Here is a 21,124-nt window from a genome sequence, read left to right as displayed (position 1 = left end):
GCGTAGACAGAAGGCAAAAGTGCAAATATTTATTTACTCAGAACTCAGTTACGTAACTTAATTTATTTCTAGACTGGCTGGCCAGAATTATGTCATAAGTAAAAAAGGCTGTTAAATGCAAATCAACTTATGACCGCTGCTGTACAAAACTCTCCTAACTTGGCTGTTCACTTGGTAAACGGCATTCTGGCAATTAAGCCTTTAGCCAACCTAGCCAAGCACCAAGCCCGGCAAATGATGATTAAACGCGCTGAAAAAATTGGTGTACCTTGGACAAAAGCAGTAGAGAAACTACAAGCGCGTGATTGGTCAACGGATTTAGCCCAGGTGCAAAATCCTCAGCTTGTCTATCCAGATTATTACGTCACTTCATTTCATGCCTACGACAATGGCAATCTAAGTTGGTTGGCGGCTTTTGAAGTAGAACCTGCTGCCCATGCTGTTCACGCTAAAATTTGGCCTGGTGCGGAAGCCCAAGGCGATCGCCAACTCCGCCAAAGCTATCATAATATTCTCAAGCCTCTTCTATCTCAGGAACCACGCGACATTTTGGATATAGGATGTAGTGTGGGATTAAGCACCTTTGCTTTGCAGGAAGTTTATCCCCAAGCCAAAGTTACAGGCTTAGATTTATCTCCCTATTTCCTGGCTGTTGCTAACTACCGCGCCCAGCAACGTCAAGCTAATATCAATTGGGTTCATGCCGCAGCAGAATCAACAGGGCTACCAGATAAGTCATTTGATTTAGTTTCCCTGTTTCTCATCTGCCATGAATTACCCCAAGTACCAACCAGACAAATTTTTGCGGAAGCGCGGCGGCTGTTGCGTCCCGGCGGTCACTTGGCCATCATGGACATGAATCCCAAATCGGAAATTTACAAAAAAATGCCAACCTACATTTTGACGCTGCTCAAAAGTACTGAACCATATCTAGATGAGTACTTCTCTTTGGATATTGAGCAAGCCCTGATTGATGAAGGTTTCCAACGCCCCACAATTACCAGCAATAGCCCTCGTCACCGGACTGTAATTGCCCAGGTGCGTGACTAATTTAGGCTTACTGCTGTGGGCAGCAATTCCACCACTGTTATTTCTAGGTTATTACTATTACCGTGTTGCTTTTGCTCCGGCTTTACCACGCTTGTTGTTGTTTTTTATCGCCGGAGCAATTTCTGGCGGTGTTGCTCTTGGTTTAGAATGGGCGGCGGAAATTGCATTTAACTTTATTGTAAATTGGCAACAAATCCAGCGATCGCTTTTGGGTGCAGCCCTACGCCAAATTATAGAAATTGGGCCAATTGAAGAAGGCTGCAAGCTAATCGGCGTTCTTATCCCGACAATCTATCTCCAACGCAGGTATCGGCTACGCAGCAGTAGTATATTGCTATTCACCATCGCTGTCGCTTTAGGTTTTACCGCTGAAGAAAACTGGGTTTACTTTTACTACGGTACAGCATCATTTCTTGACCGGAGTATCGGTACACTAGTTCATGCGATGTTTTCTGCGCCTTGGGGTTATGCTTTAGGCATTTATCTTGCTTCTACTCTCCGCAGAAATCACCGCAGAAAGTTGATTTTGCCAGCTTTCATTAATTCAGTAATCTGTCATGCGCTGGTGAATGTTTTATCTATTGCTTGGCATTATGCTGCACCAGTCAACTTTCTCAGCTATGGTTTATTTCCATTTTTATTTTGGATGTTTTGGCGATTAGAACAATTACTGCGAAGAGGACAAAAACAACATCCAATAATCTTGATTTCTGGTAAAACACCCCAACATCGTGCTTGGCAAAGAGGCTTAATAGTATTCGCACTCATCCTTGGTGGAAATGCAATTTTTGGATTGTTTCTTTTAGCCAGAATTCTCAGCCCTTTGAGTTGGTCACAGCTTTTTTACCCAGAAATTTGGCAATTTATCTTGAGTCGCTTTTTATTGAATTTCTGTTTTGCAATTGTGGCGTGGATCATTTATCTCTATTTACGCAATTCATTAGTCAAACCTCTGTGTAACTTTGCGCTAAACTCCGCCTACCGTTGCGTTAAACAATTTAGGATTTAGTCTAACTTGATAAATCACTATAAGCACCCGCAATGGTAGATACTTTCACAACTTGTTTTGGGGCTTGGATTTCTGTAAATAACTGAATTGCTTGATGAAAATACATTTGGCTGATATCAGCATTTTCTAGCTTTTGATAAGTTAAACCTAATTGAAAATAAGCTTGGGCTAAGTCACATTTAGCACCGATTTTATCTAAAAGTTCAATTGCTTCTGTATGATGAGCAAGAGCGAATTGATAATCTGATTGTTGGCGATAAATTTCTGCTAAACCATTGAGTGTTTTTGCTTTGACCTGCATATAATGACCTACCTCAGCAAAAGTCAATGCTTGATGAAACATTTGATTGGCTTTGGAAAAATCACCTAAATTGAGATATGTTTGCCCTAAAATCTGCATAAAATAAGCGAATCTTCCCGTCTTGAGAAGTTTTTCGTTGGCAATATTTTGATATGCTACATCTGCTAAATTATATGCAGCATCACAAAAACCTAAATAGGAATTCACTAAAGCTAAACATACCGAAGCTTTTTCTGCCCAGCGATGATGATCACTATTTTGCGCCAGGTAAATGACTTGTTGAAATAACTCTACAGCGGCTGCTAGTTCCCACAAATCTATTTTATATAGACCAATGCTTAAAAGAGAATCTACTTCCAACATTCGCAGATAGTAAACTTTATGTTTATTTTCTGAATGAGGAACAAATGATTTAAGTGCTTGTGTTGCCAGAGTGATAGTCTTTTCTTGACATGCGATCGCCTGACTAATTTTCCCATTTATCCAATATAAATCACCCAATATATTGTATAATTCAGTAATACTTTGTTCATCTTCAATATTATTCACTACTTGAATAATTGCAGCCAAGATAGGCTGAATTAATCCCATACGATATAAAGTACTACCAAGTGGTAAAAACTGCTGCCACTGATTATGGCGACTCTTGAGAATAACTTTACCAGCTAACTCAAATTCATTAATTTCTATATAGTGATAATAGGCTTCCAGTGCTTGCAAAGCATCTTGAAAAGTAGCAATTTTAGGAACACTCGCTGTCCAAAATTCTGCGGCTTTGTGGTGAGTAATTTCCCACTCATCACTATTGCGTAACCGCGCGATCGCCTCAGCTTGAATGACTGGATGCAGCCAATATTCACCTTGATTACACTCTATTAACGAGCGATTTCTCAGAGAAGCAATGATTTGACGATATTCAGCAGGTGGAACATCCCAGAGTAAACAAAACAGTCCTGGAGATGGAATGCTTGGTATATCTTGGTAACGATAACAACCCAAACGGCAAAGTAGGCGGTAAGCTTGGGGGTCAAGGGTTTGCAGACGATTAATTTGACTCACAGCTAAATTTTTTAAATCCGTGGCGGCTAAAGGATCAGCGTGATTTTCTTGCCAATAAAGGGACATATCACCGCCAAAATCCTCTTGCATTGCACCGCAGAGAATACCCATTGCTTTAGCATTACCGCTGTAAGTGCGGTGTATTTGTTGCAAAGTAGAAAGGTTAATAGTTAACCCTCGGTGAGTAAAAAACTTCAGCCATGCACGTTGATCTAAACCTGGAAGCCGATAATGATGTACATTTAACCCAGGTTCACACAGGCGATCGCGGCTAGTAATCAAAGTCACAGACTGCACCCGCGCATCAGCTAAAACCCGCAGCAATTCTACATAGTTGCGGTGCAGCGAAATCAACTTTCCTTGTTGATCTAATGCAGGTTCGAGATTGTCAATTAACACCCCCATCCGCCGATTATGGAGTTGGCGCTTGAGTCGTCCCAACGTTACCCCAAACTCTACCCCTGGTTCTTCCCCAAAGTCTTGTTTTAGCCATTCCTCGACAACTCGTTTCACCGAAGTGATATTTTGGGTTTCCTTCGCCATCAAAAGTTCTAAAACCAAGTCAAAACCCTGATTTTGCAGATATTGTTGGGCGAGAGTAGTTTTACCTAAACCTCCCTCACCTTGGATAACAATTACTTTCGCGCCTTGATTTACCAGAGTATTTAGGTGAGCGATCGCTTCTTGTCGTCCAATAAAACTGGTATCTTCTTGTTGTGGAACAGTTTGCGGTAGCGATGGTGAGTTATCAATCACACCTGAAATAGCCACAGTTTTTCTCAGAACCCGTTCTAAAGTAGCACGACAGTTACTTTTAGTAATCTTCTCTCGCAATACCTGAGACAATAACTTCCATAACTGTGAACTAACATCCTTAACATGACCTTCCGTACAACCGTAAGCATGGGCAATATCTAAATATTTTCTCCCCAACCACACCTGCCCAAGAATAACTTTTTGCAAATCGCTCAACCGTTCCCCGGTTTGAGCAGGAATTATGGTTTCTAACCATGCTAATGCTGCTTCAGCGTCCATTGTGTAACGACAAGGTTAGTTAGGTTCTAGAACTATAGATTAATCTACAGTTTCTACACCCCCATTTTCGGATAAGATTCTATGAATCCGGCTTTTTCCCCGACTTTTTCCTAGTTCATTTAGTTAATTTGTATATCCGAAAATATCTCTTTTGCCTAGCCTGACGACTGAAAATACTGCTTCACAGAAGCCAGCTCCACGTAGCGGCTCGCAGGAAAGCCTATTGTCTCCTGCGAGGTACTTTTATCAAGCTACTCAGTCGTGAACTTTGCCATCAGGCATCATTGTTCCTGCTAATTCGGTTCTCCGCATATTGGCCTCGTAGATATCTGCGCCTCTTAAATCTGCTTGATCTAGATCAGCTCCGTCTAGGTCTGCCTTACGGAGCTTTGCCCCCTTTAAGTTAGCTCCAGTCAGATCCGCTCCCCTAAGATCAGCTCCAGTAAGGTTTGTCTTACCTAAGTTTGCTCCCTTCAAGTTAGCTCCACCTAGTTTGACATAGCTCAAATCTGCACCACTTAGATTTGCGTTAGTTAAGTCTGCGCCACTCAGGTCTGCACCAACCATTTCTGCACTAGTTAAGCACACTTCAATCATTCGCGCATCAGCAAGGGTTGCCTGATTCAATTTCGCTTGACTAATATGTGCATGAGTCAGATTCGCTCCCTTTAAGTTTGCACCAATCAAGTGCGCTCCCTCTAGGTGTGCGCCAATCAAATTTGCATTAGTCAGGCAGACCTGAACTAAGTTGACGTTACTAAAGTCCCTTTCTCCTGCTGCATAACGGCTCAAAAGTTCTTGATTATCCATAAAAAAAATAAATTTTTGGTTTTTTAAAGTTAAGTAAATCTTATCATTAAAATTATCAGGTTACTGTTAACTAATGTAAATAATTCTCAATTATGGACAAAACAGTATATTTTGTTGTGAAATGCGATCGCCAAGCAAAGACGACTTTTTTACCTACCTCTTGCAACAGCATCAGATAAAACTGCCGACTTTCACCGACTGACAAAAGAAAGGGCGATCGCTTAGGCTATTGGGCGTAGAGTAGAAAGTATAAAAAATATGGTTAACACTACTAGCCCACCAATAGAAGATTTGGCAGATCAAAGCTATGCCAGTCCTAACTATTGGCAAATGCAACACTGTCTACGTTCGCTGATAGATAACTACGTAGCTGTCGAAAAATTAGATAACCGCTTGCAAGATTTACCTACACAATTTACCAATCCTCAACCCCGTCCCTGGAAACCCATTGATTGGCAAGCCATCAACCGCAATCAAATCATTGGTATAACACCAGAAGTATTTTTGTCTATCTTGATAGGTGCAATGGATACAGAAGCCCCCATTCGCAGCTACACCCAAACCAGCCGCCAGTATTTAGCACAATTACATCCCCAAATGGCGCGGTTTGTTGGTGGAACAGTCAATAAAGATGGTGAACTCCAAGAAATTGGTTTATGGGAAAAAGAAGAACGCCAGCACACACCTGCATTACTGAAGATTTATACCCAACTAACAGGCGAAAAAATCATCCCCAAACACCGCACCGTGAGAGGCTACCTCCCCACGGATGACCCCCAGGAAGACCTATATCGCCACGGTTTACACCGAGTAGCTACAGAATACGGTGCAACCTGTCTTTACATCTGGATGATGGCACACACAACTGGCGCACTCCAAGACGTTTTAGAAGAACTCGCCAAAGATGAAATCAACCACATGACCAAATTTTGGGGCTTTGGAGTCTGGGCGTACCCCAACACAGGATTCATTCGCATCACCAACACCCTGATCAAAACCCGTTCTCAAAACTATCAACGTAACAACCTCATGCGTACCCTACGCCGCATGATGAATACACTCAACTGGAACGCCTGGACACTCACCAATAAAACCACCCTTCTTTACACCTTCACCCACACCATGCACCACCTCTGGAAATGGCACAACACCCTCACCCCAGAGTATTTACAAAACCTCTTTAAATAATCATCTTTCGTGGCTTTGCGCGAACCCTGAATTAATCCCCTCATCAACACCAAAAACTATGACTTTACCCCTAGACCTAAACCCCGAAAAAATCCCCCAACACCTAGCCGTCATTATGGATGGTAACGGTAGATGGGCAACCAACCGAGGGCTACCCCGCATAGCCGGACATCGCCAAGGCGCAAGAACCCTTAAACAACTATTACGCGACTGCAAAGATTTGGGAATTAAAGCCCTCACCGCCTACGCCTTCTCAACTGAAAATTGGCAACGTCCCATTGAAGAAGTAGACTTTCTTATGCGCTTAATTGAAAGATTTCTGCGCCGGGAATTAGCACAAATGCACCAAGAAGGAATCAAAATTTCCTTTATTGGTGATTTATCAGCCTTACCTCCATCTCTGCAAAAACAAATAGCTCATTCAATGACAGAGACATTCAATAATCAAGCAATACATTTTACCCTTGCTGTCAATTACGGTAGCCGCAACGAAATTACTAGAGCCTGTCGTCAAGTAGCAGAACTCGTTGAACAAGGCAAAATCAATGCAGCCGCAGTTAATGAAACCCTCATAGAACAACACCTCTACACAGTAGATACTCCCGCACCCGATTTACTGATTCGGACTAGTGGAGAAATGCGGTTGAGTAATTTTCTGTTGTGGCAAATGGCATATACAGAGATGTACTTTGCTGATATTCTTTGGCCTGATTTTGATACAGAAGCATTTCATCAGGCGTTGTTGAGTTACCAACAGCGCGATCGCCGTTTCGGTAAAGTGAAGGCTGTTTTTTCAGCCTAACACCCAAGTGCGATCGCTGCTTTTACTTTATTCCTATATCTATTATCGCCATACCCTACGGAAAGCCGCTTACGCGTCTACATCCTCGTTAATCGGTGTTTTTTATCTAAAACTAAAGCACTAAATTAGCTGAAACAGTCCACTCATCGGTTGCTTTTAAATTAAAAAAGATTAACAATTTTCTCCTGACTGTTCACAAGCACCAATACTCACCCAACTGCTAGAACCATTTTGCCAGTGTTCTTTTTTCCAAAAGGGTAAGCAATTACATACTAGAAGTCTACCAAATCAAAATTTTCGGGTGTATGCAACATAACGTGTACGGGTAAAATAATTGCGATCACCCGTACCAAAACTCAGCAAGCATTGCTTTTCCAGAGAACTAATTCGGCAAATATCTCGCCAGATCATCATTGTTACTTATCTTCATAAATAAAAGTAGAAAGAATAGCAAAAATGTCAGAAATCAAGCGAAGGGGACTGGTAGATACAGAATACCACCGATATGTATTTAGTAAGTCCCAGTGATTTTTTTGTAATACCTGACTATCACCATAAGTATAGATAATAATGGGACTTCTCTGTCTTTTCGCTTCATTAAATACGGCTTCAAAGTAATTAAAATTATTTCCAACTCCTAAAATTATAAGACTTCCATGATTTATATTACTGATTTGCATAACATTAGTATTAGGAATTAATATAGGTTCTACTTTTTTGAATAAAGGATTCTTTTGAATTTCTGCAAATTCAGCATTCATATCCCTATTACATTTATTGGGTGGATCGAATATCTTAATTTTTCTTTCCAAATTTTTAAATAATATTCTTTCTCGTTTAAAGATAGTATCGAGAAATTTATAAGTGGTAAATGCACCAACAGCTATTGAAGAAAAAATTGTTAAAATCCCAATTAATAAATCAATATTACTCAGGTGTTGATAAATTGTTTGACCGTTCATACTCTTGTATTCGACTAAAAAGTTTATTTTTTACATGCGTTCTATCTCGCTAATCATTAGATTAAAGCATAAAAACTTTATCCTTGTAAATTGAAGAATTTGTGCTTTATATATAGCAATAGAAAGTATCAATAAAATATATAAATTTACATTTATGTCTATAAGTTAATTGATTTTCATCAGATAAAAATATTGGTCACTTACTAGAGGTAAAACATAAAATATTTTTATTTTGACTGGAAACTCAGTATGAGCTAGTGTAGATACTTAAAAGATAAAAATATTACCTACTAACAAAGTCTGTCGGATTGCAAAATAAGTACTGACAGGTAGTTAATAACCTCTAAATGCCTGATTTAACAACATGAATGATGAATCTCGCACGCGCATAATTACTGCACTAGCCTGGTGTCTCGCTTGGGACGAAAAGCACAATCTCAATCAGGATGAACTCAGTACATTGCATCAAATGCGATATGCTTTGCAAAAGGGGCAGGATGTGCCAGAAAGTACAAAAACTTTTATTCAACAGGCACAGCGACTTTATGATATTCCTAAAAACTACACCCCTAAAACCCTTAATGAGTTGAAGGAAAAAGAGGATTACTTAAAACTTTGGGAAGATAAAAGACGCATTGGCTTGGTTTATGGTGGTGCGACAAAGATTAAACAATATGTTTTTGAAGCTGCAAAATTACCTGATATTCGTGGTGCTTCGGCACTTCTTGACAGAATAAATTTGGTTGATTTACCTGCATTTTTTAGTGAGGGACAACGGTCATTATCAATTGAACATTGGTTAGATACTAATTTTCCGAATTTAAGAAAAGCTTTAATTCCTGAACTAATTATTTATTCTACAGGTGGTAGCATTCTCGCCTTTTGTCCAGCGGAATTTGTTGATGATTTAGCAAATGCTATTGAAAAACGCTACACTCACGAAACTTTAACAGCTAATTCCTGTGCGGTTGGCGATACTTTTAAGTTATTAGAATTTCGTTTTGGTTTGTTACAAGACAAAATAGAAGCTACTTTCTGGTTTGACCAGTACGAAAATAACCAAGATAATCCGATAATTCAGGCTTATTTTGACCAAGCGGAAGAACCAGATCCTTTTGAAAGATTTAAAAATCGTAAGAATTTTAACGAACTGGTGGGGAAGTTAGCAAACCAGTTCACACAAAGACGCAACGGTAATAAACTCACCAAAAAAGAACCCGCACAGAGAGAACGCCCAAGTCGTTGCTATCCACCGATATTTGAAACACATCCGTATGTGCAACGGGATGAAAGCGATCGCCGTTCTCTAATTGCACGAGTTACTGAATTACCCAATAATCCACGATTTTCGGAAGTTTTAGCCCGTAAACGAATTGTGGGCAATATTGGTAAATTAGACATTTTTAAATATAAACTACCAACGTGGTTTACCAAGCTCAATCTCGATTGGCAACCAACTGGTATTCATATCCCAAGTTGGTATACTAAGTTTGAAGTTTTTTTGAAAAAGCCGGAAAACAGGTTGCTGGCAGATCATTATATTGCTGAACTTAAAAAGTTTTTGATTCAGCAACAAAATAGTCAGCTAATAGAGGATAAAAACATACTTTATAGTAGACCAGAAGAAGCGCGATCACTCAGAGAAATTGGTAATGCTAGTAATCCTGTAGGTTTTGTTGCCTATATTTATGCTGATGGTAACAATATGGGTGACTACATCCGCAAGCAAATCAAAACACCACAACAATATAGAGAATTTAGCGACTATATTTTAGATGCTACTCAACAATCTGTATATAAAGCATTAGCAAAACATCTGCAAGCGCATCAACTCAAAAATCTCACCGATCCAGATAACGAAAACCGCAATGGGTTCTGGATTCACCCTTTTGAAATTATTACTATTGGTGGTGATGATGTATTACTCGTTGTTCCTGCTGATAAAGCTTTAGAAATTGCTAAAACTATTGGTGATGAGTTTGAAGAATATTTAGGGAGAACTGGACGATATTCATTAGAGCAAACAGCACCTAATTTATTAGCTCATCGTTATATCACAGGTAACGTACCACCTTCTAAATGTTTGTTGAGTATGTCAACTGGTGTATTGATTACAGCACAGGATACGCCAATTTATTATGCGGACAAATTGGTAAGCCAATTACTCAAATCTGCTAAGAAATATGCGAAAGACCTAAAAAAAGAACACAAATATTATGGTGGGACAGTAGACTTTTTAGTGATGAAAGCTGTAACAATGATTTCCTCAAATATTAAAGAGTTTCGAGAAGAAGGATTAATCAAAAATAAAGATGGAGAATCTAAATTGAAGCTATATGCTTCTCCCTATACCTTATATGAATTGGGAGGATTGCTAGAAACTGCTAAAGCATTTAAAAAAGCTGAATTTCCTCGTTCGCAACTTTACCAAATTCGCAGTTTACTAGAACGAGGTAAGCGTACAGCTATCCTGAACTATCGTTATTTTCGGATTCGACTGACGAATGAAGCAGCTAAACAAGAATTAAAAGACAACTTTGAATTAGCTTGGTGTCAACCCAAGGATTCATCTAATAACGGTAATTTAGCACCTTGGATGTCTTTGCAAGAAAGTAATTCACAAGATGCAGAACAGCCAAAAATGACTTATGAGACTATCTGGCGAGAATTAGTTGATTTGTATCCCTTTATTCCTGAAGAAGCAGAAACTCTTGCTGAACAATCAACTACACCAGAGGTAAGTTCATGATTTATTTGGATAACCTTTCTACTGTTGGAACTGATACTATCCCACTTAAAGCTGTGATTGACACTGCGTTGTGCGTGGGTGCAGGTGGTTCCTCTGGTTCATTGGCAGATAAACCCATCGTTCGCAATGCCCAAGGACAACTTATCATACCTGGTTCGCAACTTAAAGGAAGATTGCGTCATGAATGCGAAAAAATCGCACGTAGTTTAGGATGGCAAATATTTTCTGCACCTTCAGCTACATCACTTTGTCCAACTGAAGAACAGGTAGAACCTCGGTTTAGAAACAATTATCAAGTTGAAGGCTATCGAGGATATCATTGTTTTATTTCTCAGATATTTGGCGATCCAATTTTACCTTCACGGGTGATTGTTGATGATTTAATTTGCTCTTTTGCGGCGAAAGATTTACCAGAAGTTTTGCGTCCTGGCGTGACGATTAACCGCAGAAGACGCACCGCAGAGGAAAAGAAATTGTATTTGTTAGAAACTTCTCCAGTCAATACTCAATTAAGTTTTGAAGGAGATATTCATCTGTTACCAAATCATCCGACTTATGCCAAACCCTTGATACTTGCAGCTTTACATCATATTCACGCCTTGGGTGGTAGCAAATCTGCGGGGTTAGGATGGTTGCATTGGGAAGAACTACCACAGATTTCTAGCGATGATGCAGTTTGGTTAAGTTTATTACCAAAGGCGGAATCATGACAAGACTAGAATTAACCATTACAGCTTTATCGCCTCTCGCACCAGGACGACAAAAACCCGGTGGTTCTGTGAGTGAGGTGGAAAATTATATTTCTGGTTCGGTATTGCGAGGTGCGATCGCCTACCAAATTTTACAACTATCTGGTCAGCAGTCAGCAAATTTAGCAGAGGATGGTGGTAATTTTCAAAGTCTATTTTTAGGGGAAAATCCCGCGATTTTTGGCAACGCTTACCCAGCAGTTACAAAAATAGATAATAAATCGATAGTCATAAATCAGCCTATCAAGGTTTTACCTGCAACTGCTGTTAGTTCCAAAACTAATCCTGGTTTCACTTCTAGTCGCGGCGGACATGGAGTTTTTGATACTCTTATCGATGCCTTTTGTGCCACAGCCTATAATCAACCTTACGACCCTAGCGACCCAAAAGCGATCGCTGAAGGAACTAACCCCCAGGTTGAAACTTACAATAGTTTTTATAGCAAAGTAGACGATAAATATTACAGCCACGATGCAACTAGCCGCTTTTTAACACGAGTGGGAATTAATCGTCGTCGCGCTACTGCGGAAGAAGAAATCCTTTATAGCGTGCAAGTTTTGAATGAGTCTTTTTTGAAAAATACTAAGACGGATGAATGGGATAACTTCGTTTTTCATAGTTTTATTGTAGTTCCCAATGAATCTTTAGCTGAAGAATTGCAAAGATTTATCGAAAGAAATCCCTATAACTTTCGCATTGGTGGTTCGGCTTCTAGAGGTTTAGGTAAAGTCAAAATTGGAGTTAGCAAAGGACAATCACCAGCGAAAAGCATTAAATCTCGAATTGATGAGTTTAACGCAGTATTAAAAAATAGATGGCAACTTTGGTCTGTTTTTGGTCAACCTCAACATGATTTATTAACAAGTCGAACTTATTTTACTCTTGATTTACAATCTGATGCCATTCTTACCGAAAATTGGCAACGCACAACGGTAATTTCAGCCGAAATGTTGAAAAACTTTACCAAAGTTGATTCATCTCTGGAAATGCACGTTGCTTACAGCAGTTATGAATATCGTTCTGGCTGGAATTCTGCTTGGGGATTAATGAAAGATGTGGAATTAGTAACGAATAAGGGTTCTGTGTATTTGTTTAGTACAACAGAACCAGAAAAATGGTACTCAGCGTTAGAGGAATTGGAAAGGAAGGGAATAGGCGATCGCACCTGTGAAGGTTTTGGACAAGTAGAAGTTTGCAACGAGTTTCATCAAGTTTTTCGGGAGAATGCAAAATGACTCAGATATCAGATCCACAGGTGGCGTTGAAGGTGCAAAAAGCAATTCGCAAAGCTGAAGATGATTTAGTAATTGCAATTGAAACAGCTTTGGATAATTGTGAATATATTAAAACGGGCGATAAAAAACTAGAAGAATCACAGTTTAATAATTTGCTGCGAGTTGCTGACACAACTGATAGTCCAGAGGTGATTAAAAATTTTATTTGTTATCAAGTTGGTAGGGATGAAAAATGGGGACGGGGTAGAAATTCTCTAGCAGCTAGAATAATTCAAGATATCGATATTTCTTTAAAAACAAAAGCTAATCAAATTGGTGCAGATAATCCAGGTGCAAATGTGAAATATATCTGGATACAACTAATTCGTCGTTATATCGGGTACGGTTCACGTTATTTAAAATATCTCAATGAAGTGAAAGGCAAGCCAAATTTATCTGTTGTTGACCCTCGAAATGCGGAAGGAAATCGAGATGCAGCAGATGCAATTAATAAAAATGGTAATTAATTATTATGTTTGATACTTTTAAAAATCGTTTAGAAATAACAGGAAAACTCTTTACTGTTACTGCATTACGGATCAGTGCTGGTCGTTCTACCGAGCCGATTGGGGCTGATTTACCTGTCATTAAAGACGCATTAGAACAGCCATTTATTCCCGGTTCTAGCTTCAAAGGTGCATTGCGATCGCGTCTTGAAAGTTTCTTGCGAGGAATTGATACGAGTCTGGCTGAAGACCCTGCTGATTTTACCAGTCAAACTCGCAATCAAATCATTAAAAAATTAAAAGAAGATTATCAAGATGATGATGCTGCTTTGACTAATGAATTACTCAAACAAACTGATTTAATTTCTCGTCTTTTTGGTTCACCTTGGATTGCTAGTAAATTTCAGGTGCGAGATTTGACAGTAGTACCTGGTACATGGTTTGGACAATATCAAGAAAGAGATGGTGTTGCAATTGACCGCGATACAGAAACAGCAGCAGAGAAAAAACTCTACGATTTTCAAGTGGTTCCGTCTGGTACAAGTTTTGATTTAAAAATAGTAGTCGAGAACGCAGAAAAATGGGAATTATGTTTACTGATGATTGGCTTACATCAGTTTGAAAGCGAACAAATCCCACTAGGAGGTGGACGTTCACGTGGTTTGGGTGTTGTGAGTTTAAAAATTGAGCAAATGCAATGGTTTGATACTGAAAGCGATGCGGAAAAGCTTTTAAATTATCTGCAAAATCAAGTCACAAGAAACATGATTAACTATCAATACGGAGAAGAAAAAATAGAAGCACTCAAGGAAGAATGGACGCAAGCTTTAATTTTGCATTTACGATGCTTAATACCTGGAAATTCTGTAACTCAAACCACAACTCAAGAAGTTTAGCCATGCACAAGCGATTAGTTAACCACTGCACAATTGATTTCAGCATTGTTCCTGTCGGGCCGATTTTAATTAAATCGGGAAAAGAAGGTGCAGACCCAACGAAGCCTAACATGGAATTTGTAGAAACTTACCATGCTGGTGGACGTTCGGTTTACCTTCCGGGAAGTTCACTTAAAGGAGCAATTCGCGCTCATGCTGAACGTATTGTTAGAACAGTAGGAAGCGACAAACGTCCAACATTAGATCCCAAATCAGATAAATTTGAACTTTGGGCTGATGATCCCTTGAAAAATGAAAATTACGAATATTACAAAAAATTACCACCTGCTGAAATCTACAAACAATCTTCTTTCACAGACCAAATATTTGGTAATACCAGCATTGCTAGTCGTATCCGCATTCAAGATGCTTATCCTACTACTTCAATACCACTTAAAATTGAAGAACGTAATGGAGTTGCAATTGACCGCGTTTTTGGTTCTGCTGTGCGCGGTGCTTTATTTAATTACGAAGTTTGTACATCTGGAGATTTTCGCACCAAAATTCATTTAAAAAATTTCTCTTTAGCACAATTAGGTTTAATTGGTTTAGTCTTGCGAGATTTAGATGATGGTTGGTTTGGTATTGGTTTTGCCAAATCTCGCGGTATGGGTACAGTCAAATTGCAATATCATTCGGCTGTGGTGCAATATCCTGGTTGTGAGTTACAAGGTGATAGAATCCACGCTATTGGAAAAGATTTAAATTGGTCAAATAAGTTTTTATTAGGAGCAGGAGAATTTTTATCAGGGAAAGATGAAAACCCTTATAAATTTCCTGTTGATGATAAACAAGATACTATAATCACCGCCGAAGAAATGTCTTATGGTTTTGGGGTGCAATTAACTTGGAAGGGAGAAGATGAGAGGGGTGTCCCAGATTTATTTGAGCGTGCTGTTCGTCAATGGCGTGAGATATTACCAAAAGGAGTTAGTGCATGAGTTTTGTGGGATATAAACAAGTCTCATCTTTAGAAAAATTACGAGAACTACTTCAAAGTTATTATCAGCAGCCTAGTTATTATTTTCTGCGTTGGGCATATAAAGTCAGTGGGATTTTAACTGATTTACCAGCAGACTTTCCTAGTCCAGAAGGACAAATGTTTAACGCAGAATTAGAATTACGCTGGAAGCAGAGTAATGACATTTATCAAGTTTTATTGCTCAGTCGAAATCAGCCTAAAATAGAATCAGAATTTACCCCTATTGGTAAAGATTGGATAACTTGCGATCGCAATGCTTATTTCTATGATAAAGATGAAACTAAATTTCCTAAAGAATTCATCTATCCTGACAAACTTTCTTTAGGTCAGCGATACTTTCAAGATACTAAAACCTCAACTATACATTTTGTTGCTTTAACTGTAAAAAAATAAAATTATAATTTTCAGATATATGGCGCGAAACTATGACTTTGTATCCTTGCCACAACAAAAACCTGATAGAGTCAATATTCAAGGAAAAGAAGGAAAGGATAAATTTGGACATGATAAATATCAACTCAATACTCAACGTTTTAGTGGCAAATTATTTTTGGATTTAACAGTTGTTTCACCTTTAACTGTAAATTCAGGGATTACTGTGATGGGCAGCGATTTAGCACAACAAACTCTAGATGCTACCTCAGCTAAATATGTTGCCACAATTAGTTTAATTCAATCTTCTGTACAACAAAATCAGCGACTTATAATTCCGGGTAGTTCTCTCAAAGGAGTTGTACGCTCAATATACGAAGCCATCACAAGAAGTTGTTTATGTAAAACTAAAGCGAAGGTTGCAGATGGCTACAGCGAATGTCAAGATAAATTAAAACTTTGTCCAGCTTGTGTAATATTTGGTGCTATGAGTTGGCTGGGACTAGTACATTTTCATGATGCGAAATATGACCCCGATAATGATAAACCAGGCTTTCACAGAGGGCTAATTCCTCCTTTATTTTCGCCTCAACCCGACGCTGTTGATTTAGAAACTGGTGAAAAAATTTATTATGATAATAACAACAAAATTCGTGGTCGCAAATTTTATCCCCATTCTTACGAAGAAGAAGTAAAACCAACAATTCGTATTCAACAAGCAGAAACAGGTAAAAAGTTCATAACTTATGTGAATTATGTAAACTTAACAAAATCACAATTAGGAACATTATTAATTGCTCTAGGACAAGACCCAGAAAACCGACTAGGATTAAAAATGGGTAGCGGTAAAGCTGTGGGAATGGGAACGATAAAGATAGATGTCGTTAAAATTGAGCAATTAAATATTAATCGTTACTTATCTTATAATTCAAGCTCCTCAGATTTAGAAGGCAATAAATTACAAACCTTCATGTTAGATGCAATTAAATCTGCCAAACCTCAACCCCAAACAGCATCAGCTAAAAATCAACTTAATAAACCTGTAGTTAAATCTGCTAGTCAACCATTAGTACAACTAAAGCAGTTACAAGAAATTAAAGCATTATTAGGATTAACAAAAAACTCATAGTAGTAATTTAAAGGATAATCAACAGTGCAACCTAAACAATCTTTGTCAGAAGACCAAATGTGGAATACTGCTCATAATATTGCTAAAATGCTAGTTCAAGAACAACAACGCATTGAAGCAAGCAAAGATGGTATTCGCTCCCAATTAGGTAAAATAATTGCCTACCTACGTGCGGCTATTAGTCAAAATACATCAGACAATAGTGATAATTTTTTTAAATATTTAAAAACACTTGCTGATAGTAGTCAAAGCGTTAAACAAACTGATAGAACTCCTGATTATTGTCGCAGTATTAATAAAGCTTGTAATGATTATATTAAAAATATAGAAGCAAATCCCAAAGATATATTAGAAATTTTGGGTTGGACTTTTCGCTTATTTAATTACTACAAAGTTACTCCATTAGAGGATTTTGAAAAGTTATCAACATCAAATCGTCAACTGGAAATCAAAATAGCTGCTAAATCTCAAAATTTACAACTTGGTGATGAAATAGAAGCTGATATAACAAACATTAATGGGAAAAAAGTTACATATCAACTGTTGCGAATATTCTCTAAAACAGTCAAAGAGGATAAGCATTATCAATCACTTAAGGTCGGACAAACTGTTATAGTTACAATTACTGAAATAGAGAACGGAGTGCCAAAAAAAGTTAAATATCTTAGAACTAAATGAATCAAACAAGAAAAACTAGCTCGCTACTTCAGATAGATACAAATTATCCTCTATAAGCAACATAAGCGGAATCTGCAACAATTCCCAGCAAACTTATCGGTGCATTTACAGGAATATAATAGTAATCAACTCGCGCTGCTAAACTATCTATTTCTCTAAACCTTCCTTTAACATAAATTACTAAAACAGTATTTTTCTCCAACCAATCTAATGCTAAGTCAATCTGATTTTTTACTTTTTCTTCTCGCTTATTTTCAGCTTCTTTATCTGATAATCCAACAAAGTCCTGCCCTTCCAATAGCTTAGAGTTTATTAAATCTAAAACTAAAATATCTCCTACTGGCTTCTTAGGCTTCCGCTTTTGATTCCAAAACCTGACTTTAGCAAAGCCCCTACTTCGCAACAGCTTACAATCATCGGGTTCTGTTGTCTCATCACTTGGTAAATAATAATCGACAACTGTTGAACCGATTACTCTTTCGCGCTGCAAAGAACGCTTGACACTTTCAACTTCAGTCTGAACTAAATCTGCAATTTTATTTTCTACTTCTCGGTTAATTAATTGACTGGCTAATTTTTTCGCATCATCTAAATTTTTACCCACAGCGAAAGCTAAAAATCCACCTAAAAATGCAAATACTACTAAGGTAAATTGCATTGCTGCAACAAATCTGTTAAAACTTTCACCTAATTGACCATTCGTAGCCTTAAGAAATTCTAGCTGGCTTTTGAGTAGTTCAATATCATTGAGGTTTTTCGCTGGGGTTAATACTGGTGAAGGTGTGGGTGTAGGAGTTGGAGTTTGGGCAATCACCAAATCCCACAGGTGAGATAAATCAATTGTAGGTAGCCAATCCATAGGTATTTTATTGATGGCGATTACTTTTCTATTTAATCATGGGCGATCGCGATCGCACTTCCTAATGCAACTATAACTAAAAGCGATCGCACTTAACTAAACACTTTAACTACATTAAACAACTACTCCGTACCCCGTGTACGGCCGTTTGTATGGTGGCTGTAAACCCAACACAATCTCGTCTTTTTGTACTCCCATCTCTAATAGTTCTTGTGCTAAGTCCACATCTGTCATATTCTGCTGAATCCAGATTTTATCATTTTTAATATCAAAATGAATAACAGCGTGATACACACGACTTAAGCCATTCCAGCCTATACGCATCAATTGATAGTGGTCGTGTATTGTATCAAATATTAATTGGTTTTCAATTTCTTCACAGTGAGATTTATACTTACTGTGTTTTACTAAAATATCTTGGATATATTGGCGATATTGTTCTAGTTTGTCCATTTCACAATCACTTCCATAATTGGATCGTATATTATTAGTTTTAGTTGATGTCGCCGCACAGCAATTTGAGCAAGTTTAGTCTGAAAAAAGGTTTCATAAGCATCAACTGGAACTGCTAAATATAACTGACGTTCTGGTTCGTTTTCTTCCAGTGCAATTTGATAGTTTAAGAATTGTCCCAATGCGGTGTGAAAGTCGCTAACCGCAGAGTTACTCGCAAAACTTTTAATTTCCACGGCTATTTTTTCGCCTTCTCTTTCTGCTGCTATCAACCTTTCTGCACCCAAGTCTATTTTCAGCGTCACCTCCTCAAATTCTATTTGTAGGGGATCATCAGTAACTATCCAATTTTCTTTCTGGAGTGCTTTTTTAACCGCTTCATGAAATAAATCTCTAGCTGACATCTAGCAAAAAACTTTGTTCGTATTTATCACACCACTGCGCGTTTATTATATCAAATGCAGTTTCAACAGTGGTTTTGTTGTGCGATCGCATTATCGCCCAATCCAGTAATTGATGATAGTTACATCCCCGTGAGGGGTAATTAATTGAAAACAACAAACTCACAAGATCAGAATATAATTAAATCTGAGAGTTTCCATCCCCGTGAGGGGTAATTAATTGAAAACTTTTTATTCCACACCCGGACAGGAAAAAAGCCCCACAAAAGTTTCCATCCCCGTGAGGGGTAATTAATTGAAAACCGTGTTTCTTTTCTTCACAGCCGGTTCAATAACCGCTATTGTTTCCATCCCCGTGAGGGGTAATTAATTGAAAACAGGATTTTGGGCTTCACCCTGAAGCCAGAGTCTACATGTTTCCATCCCCGTGAGGGGTAATTAATTGAAAACCCTACCCTTTTGGAACACTTGCTGCGACTGGGTTTGAAAGTGCCATTTTAGCGGGGGGTCTGATTTTACTGTCAATAAGCTTACTTTATTGACAATTAGACATCATCACAGACACCTCAAAGCCTTACTGAGTAAGTGATTCGCGGGGGCCAACGAAAGAATAAGGGTTTCAGGCATTGCCTTACCCCCGCGAAAAATTTGCGTGTGAAAAGTAAAAATTAAGACTTGAACTTTTACCAGGAAACGCAATATTCAGTTTTCAAGGTTCTGCTTTCTTGAAACAGAGTATACCAAACTACTCCTCAGTTTTTAAAGCGCGACGTGCCAATTTTACATAAGTTTTTACAGTTTCATAAGGCATTTCTAAATCTTCGGCTACCACCTGCAACGACTCTCCCATTTCCCGCCTTGCCAAGATTGTAGCCCATTTCGTAGCTATTTCATCTGCTCGTTCTCCACCTGTGCGTTTGCGTCGTGCTTTAAATATCTGTGTTAAATCTTCAATGCGTTTGGCTAAGACAGTTTGCACATCAGGTATATCTTGAACCACTTGAGATGACCAACCCAAACGGGTTTGTCCCAAACCAAAAGTAGTTTTGTGACCAGTACCGCAATAAGGTGCAAGTTTGCCTAAAGCATAAAATAATTGCTTAAATTCTGGCTGCTTGGCGGCTTCCTTTGCCAAAGTTAACTCAACTGCACCAGTAAATCCTGTAACTGCGCCTTTCTTTCCCGCCAGTACCTTTGCGGTTGTAAGTTGACAGCGGGTAATCAATACATAATCCTCTACCCAAGCCAAAAAAGCATCTTGGTCAACAGCCATCCCCGAAAAATCATTCCAGCGTCGTAGATAGCTATGAAATATATTCACTGGTACTGGTAAGGGGAAGTGATGACCTTTGCGGCGAAAACTTGTCGGACTGAGAAATTTTAAAGCAATAGTGTCACTATGCTCACATTCTAGAAGTTGCTGATAAGTTGTAGGAGAATGAGCAATACTCACAGAACGAATCTGCAAAGGTGCATTTTTCAAATCAAGCACCTCTGGCAAATTTCCTATCCACTGTACCATCCATTGTTGCACTCGACGAGATAAAGCTGTGACATACCAACGATAGGAAGTGTTTGCAGATAATTGTATTTGTCTGCCACTACTGGTAATCTCTCCATTTAAAGCTGAGATGGTAAAAGGTTTTTCTGACTCCCCATCATGGAGGTATGCTGAAAGTTCTGGATCTGGGAACGCACTTGTTCCAAAAACCAGGCGTGGAGTCCAATAGTGTACTGCGGGAATAGGTCACAATCTTTTGCTGGGACTAACTCAAATTCCAAGCCGATTAACTCTGTGTCTGGCGGCCATGTAAGCTGAGATGGAGAGGTATCTGCCTTTTTTTGAGAGCGTCGAGGCATGGTGTTATTTGAGTCACAGTC

At 38.7% G+C, this 21,124-nt stretch carries 20 protein-coding genes, 2 pseudogenes and 1 CRISPR repeat array; of the genes and pseudogenes, 13 read left to right on the top strand and 9 right to left on the bottom strand.

Annotated features, from left to right (window positions below):
* Window positions 1-129 precede the first annotated feature (129 nt).
* Window positions 130-1,050: a class I SAM-dependent methyltransferase gene (locus AC504W_RS10930; RefSeq protein WP_494877749.1), complete on the top strand. Its 921-nt coding sequence runs from the start codon at window positions 130-132 to the stop codon at window positions 1,048-1,050.
* Window positions 1,043-2,059 carry a PrsW family intramembrane metalloprotease gene (locus AC504W_RS10925; protein ID WP_494877748.1) on the top strand — a complete coding sequence of 339 codons (1,017 nt, stop codon included), beginning with the start codon at window positions 1,043-1,045 and terminating at the stop codon, window positions 2,057-2,059. The genes AC504W_RS10930 and AC504W_RS10925 overlap by 8 nt, the downstream gene beginning before the upstream one ends.
* Window position 2,060: 1 nt before the next feature.
* Here AC504W_RS10925 and AC504W_RS10920 read toward each other — a convergent pair whose 3' ends face one another.
* Together AC504W_RS10920 and AC504W_RS10915 are read right to left on the bottom strand one after the other, a co-directional pair.
* A complete protein-coding gene (locus tag AC504W_RS10920; protein WP_494877747.1) occupies window positions 2,061-4,454 on the bottom strand; it encodes a helix-turn-helix domain-containing protein in 2,394 nt (797 codons plus the stop codon).
* Window positions 4,455-4,709: 255 nt separating this feature from the next.
* Window positions 4,710-5,264: a pentapeptide repeat-containing protein gene (locus AC504W_RS10915; RefSeq protein ID WP_015113631.1), complete on the bottom strand. Its 555-nt coding sequence runs from the start codon at window positions 5,262-5,264 to the stop codon at window positions 4,710-4,712.
* 258 nt (window positions 5,265-5,522) lie between these two features.
* Here AC504W_RS10915 and AC504W_RS10910 point away from each other — a divergent pair, with 258 nt between their 5' ends.
* Together AC504W_RS10910 and uppS are read left to right on the top strand one after the other, a co-directional pair.
* A complete protein-coding gene (locus AC504W_RS10910; RefSeq protein WP_494877746.1) occupies window positions 5,523-6,452 on the top strand; it encodes a ferritin-like domain-containing protein in 930 nt (309 codons plus the stop codon).
* Window positions 6,453-6,510: 58 nt separating this feature from the next.
* Window positions 6,511-7,254 carry an undecaprenyl pyrophosphate synthase gene (gene uppS / locus AC504W_RS10905; RefSeq protein WP_494877745.1) on the top strand — a complete coding sequence of 248 codons (744 nt, stop codon included), beginning with the start codon at window positions 6,511-6,513 and terminating at the stop codon, window positions 7,252-7,254.
* A 171-nt stretch (window positions 7,255-7,425) separates the two neighbouring features.
* On the opposite strand, the pseudogene AC504W_RS10900 reads toward uppS, so the two are convergent.
* The 3 genes and pseudogenes from AC504W_RS10900 to AC504W_RS10890 form a co-directional block, all read right to left on the bottom strand.
* Window positions 7,426-7,512, bottom strand: a pseudogene (locus tag AC504W_RS10900) (molybdenum cofactor biosynthesis protein MoaE); the annotation flags it as partial.
* 30 nt (window positions 7,513-7,542) lie between these two features.
* Entirely contained in the window at window positions 7,543-7,668 is a 126-nt protein-coding gene (locus tag AC504W_RS10895) for a hypothetical protein (RefSeq protein WP_494877744.1), read from the bottom strand.
* A 2-nt stretch (window positions 7,669-7,670) separates the two neighbouring features.
* Window positions 7,671-8,216 (bottom strand): hypothetical protein, encoded by a 546-nt coding sequence (locus tag AC504W_RS10890; RefSeq protein WP_494877743.1) that lies wholly within the window; start codon window positions 8,214-8,216, stop codon window positions 7,671-7,673.
* A 364-nt stretch (window positions 8,217-8,580) separates the two neighbouring features.
* Here AC504W_RS10890 and cas10 point away from each other — a divergent pair, with 364 nt between their 5' ends.
* Genes cas10 through AC504W_RS10845 form a run of 9 tightly spaced genes read left to right on the top strand, consistent with a single transcriptional unit; the run spans window position 8,581 to window position 17,530 of the window.
* A complete protein-coding gene (cas10, locus tag AC504W_RS10885; RefSeq protein WP_494877742.1) occupies window positions 8,581-10,965 on the top strand; it encodes a type III-B CRISPR-associated protein Cas10/Cmr2 in 2,385 nt (794 codons plus the stop codon).
* Window positions 10,962-11,675, top strand: coding sequence for an RAMP superfamily CRISPR-associated protein (locus AC504W_RS10880; RefSeq protein ID WP_494877741.1), 714 nt, complete (start codon window positions 10,962-10,964; stop codon window positions 11,673-11,675). The genes cas10 and AC504W_RS10880 overlap by 4 nt, the downstream gene beginning before the upstream one ends.
* Window positions 11,672-12,949: a type III-D CRISPR-associated RAMP protein Csx10 gene (gene csx10, locus AC504W_RS10875; RefSeq protein ID WP_494877740.1), complete on the top strand. Its 1,278-nt coding sequence runs from the start codon at window positions 11,672-11,674 to the stop codon at window positions 12,947-12,949. The genes AC504W_RS10880 and csx10 overlap by 4 nt, the downstream gene beginning before the upstream one ends.
* Window positions 12,946-13,455, top strand: coding sequence for a hypothetical protein (locus AC504W_RS10870; RefSeq protein ID WP_494877739.1), 510 nt, complete (start codon window positions 12,946-12,948; stop codon window positions 13,453-13,455). The genes csx10 and AC504W_RS10870 overlap by 4 nt, the downstream gene beginning before the upstream one ends.
* A gap of 5 nt (window positions 13,456-13,460) precedes the next feature.
* Window positions 13,461-14,330: a type III CRISPR-associated RAMP protein Csx7 gene (csx7, locus tag AC504W_RS10865; protein WP_494877738.1), complete on the top strand. Its 870-nt coding sequence runs from the start codon at window positions 13,461-13,463 to the stop codon at window positions 14,328-14,330.
* 2 nt (window positions 14,331-14,332) lie between these two features.
* Window positions 14,333-15,310 carry an RAMP superfamily CRISPR-associated protein gene (locus AC504W_RS10860; RefSeq protein ID WP_494877737.1) on the top strand — a complete coding sequence of 326 codons (978 nt, stop codon included), beginning with the start codon at window positions 14,333-14,335 and terminating at the stop codon, window positions 15,308-15,310.
* Complete coding sequence (locus AC504W_RS10855; protein ID WP_494877736.1) at window positions 15,307-15,744, top strand: hypothetical protein; 438 nt, start codon at window positions 15,307-15,309, stop codon at window positions 15,742-15,744. The genes AC504W_RS10860 and AC504W_RS10855 overlap by 4 nt, the downstream gene beginning before the upstream one ends.
* 19 nt (window positions 15,745-15,763) lie before the next feature.
* Window positions 15,764-16,852: an RAMP superfamily CRISPR-associated protein gene (locus AC504W_RS10850; protein ID WP_494877735.1), complete on the top strand. Its 1,089-nt coding sequence runs from the start codon at window positions 15,764-15,766 to the stop codon at window positions 16,850-16,852.
* 24 nt (window positions 16,853-16,876) lie between these two features.
* On the top strand, window positions 16,877-17,530 hold the full coding sequence (locus AC504W_RS10845; RefSeq protein ID WP_494877734.1) for a hypothetical protein: 654 nt from the start codon (window positions 16,877-16,879) through the stop codon (window positions 17,528-17,530).
* 43 nt (window positions 17,531-17,573) lie between these two features.
* Here the strand turns inward: AC504W_RS10845 and AC504W_RS10840 are convergent, their stop codons facing one another.
* The 4 genes and pseudogenes from AC504W_RS10840 to cas6 form a co-directional block, all read right to left on the bottom strand.
* A complete protein-coding gene (locus tag AC504W_RS10840; protein ID WP_494877733.1) occupies window positions 17,574-18,389 on the bottom strand; it encodes a hypothetical protein in 816 nt (271 codons plus the stop codon).
* Window positions 18,390-18,503: 114 nt separating this feature from the next.
* Window positions 18,504-18,842, bottom strand: a complete 339-nt coding sequence (locus tag AC504W_RS10835) for a XisI protein (protein ID WP_494877732.1) — start codon at window positions 18,840-18,842, stop codon at window positions 18,504-18,506.
* Window positions 18,830-19,246, bottom strand: a complete 417-nt coding sequence (locus tag AC504W_RS10830) for a XisH family protein (protein ID WP_494877731.1) — start codon at window positions 19,244-19,246, stop codon at window positions 18,830-18,832. The genes AC504W_RS10835 and AC504W_RS10830 overlap by 13 nt, the downstream gene beginning before the upstream one ends.
* A gap of 117 nt (window positions 19,247-19,363) precedes the next feature.
* Window positions 19,364-19,693: a CRISPR direct-repeat array (repeat unit 35 nt; unit sequence GTTTCCATCCCCGTGAGGGGTAATTAATTGAAAAC).
* 295 nt (window positions 19,694-19,988) lie between these two features.
* Window positions 19,989-21,103 (bottom strand): annotated as a pseudogene (cas6, locus tag AC504W_RS10825) (CRISPR-associated endoribonuclease Cas6).
* Between the last annotated feature and the right edge of the window lie 21 nt (window positions 21,104-21,124).

The sequence above is a fragment of the Nostoc sp. C96 genome (assembly GCF_059384975.1).
Note: the sequence above shows the minus strand (reverse complement) of the source record. Positions and strands in the feature narration are given on the sequence as shown.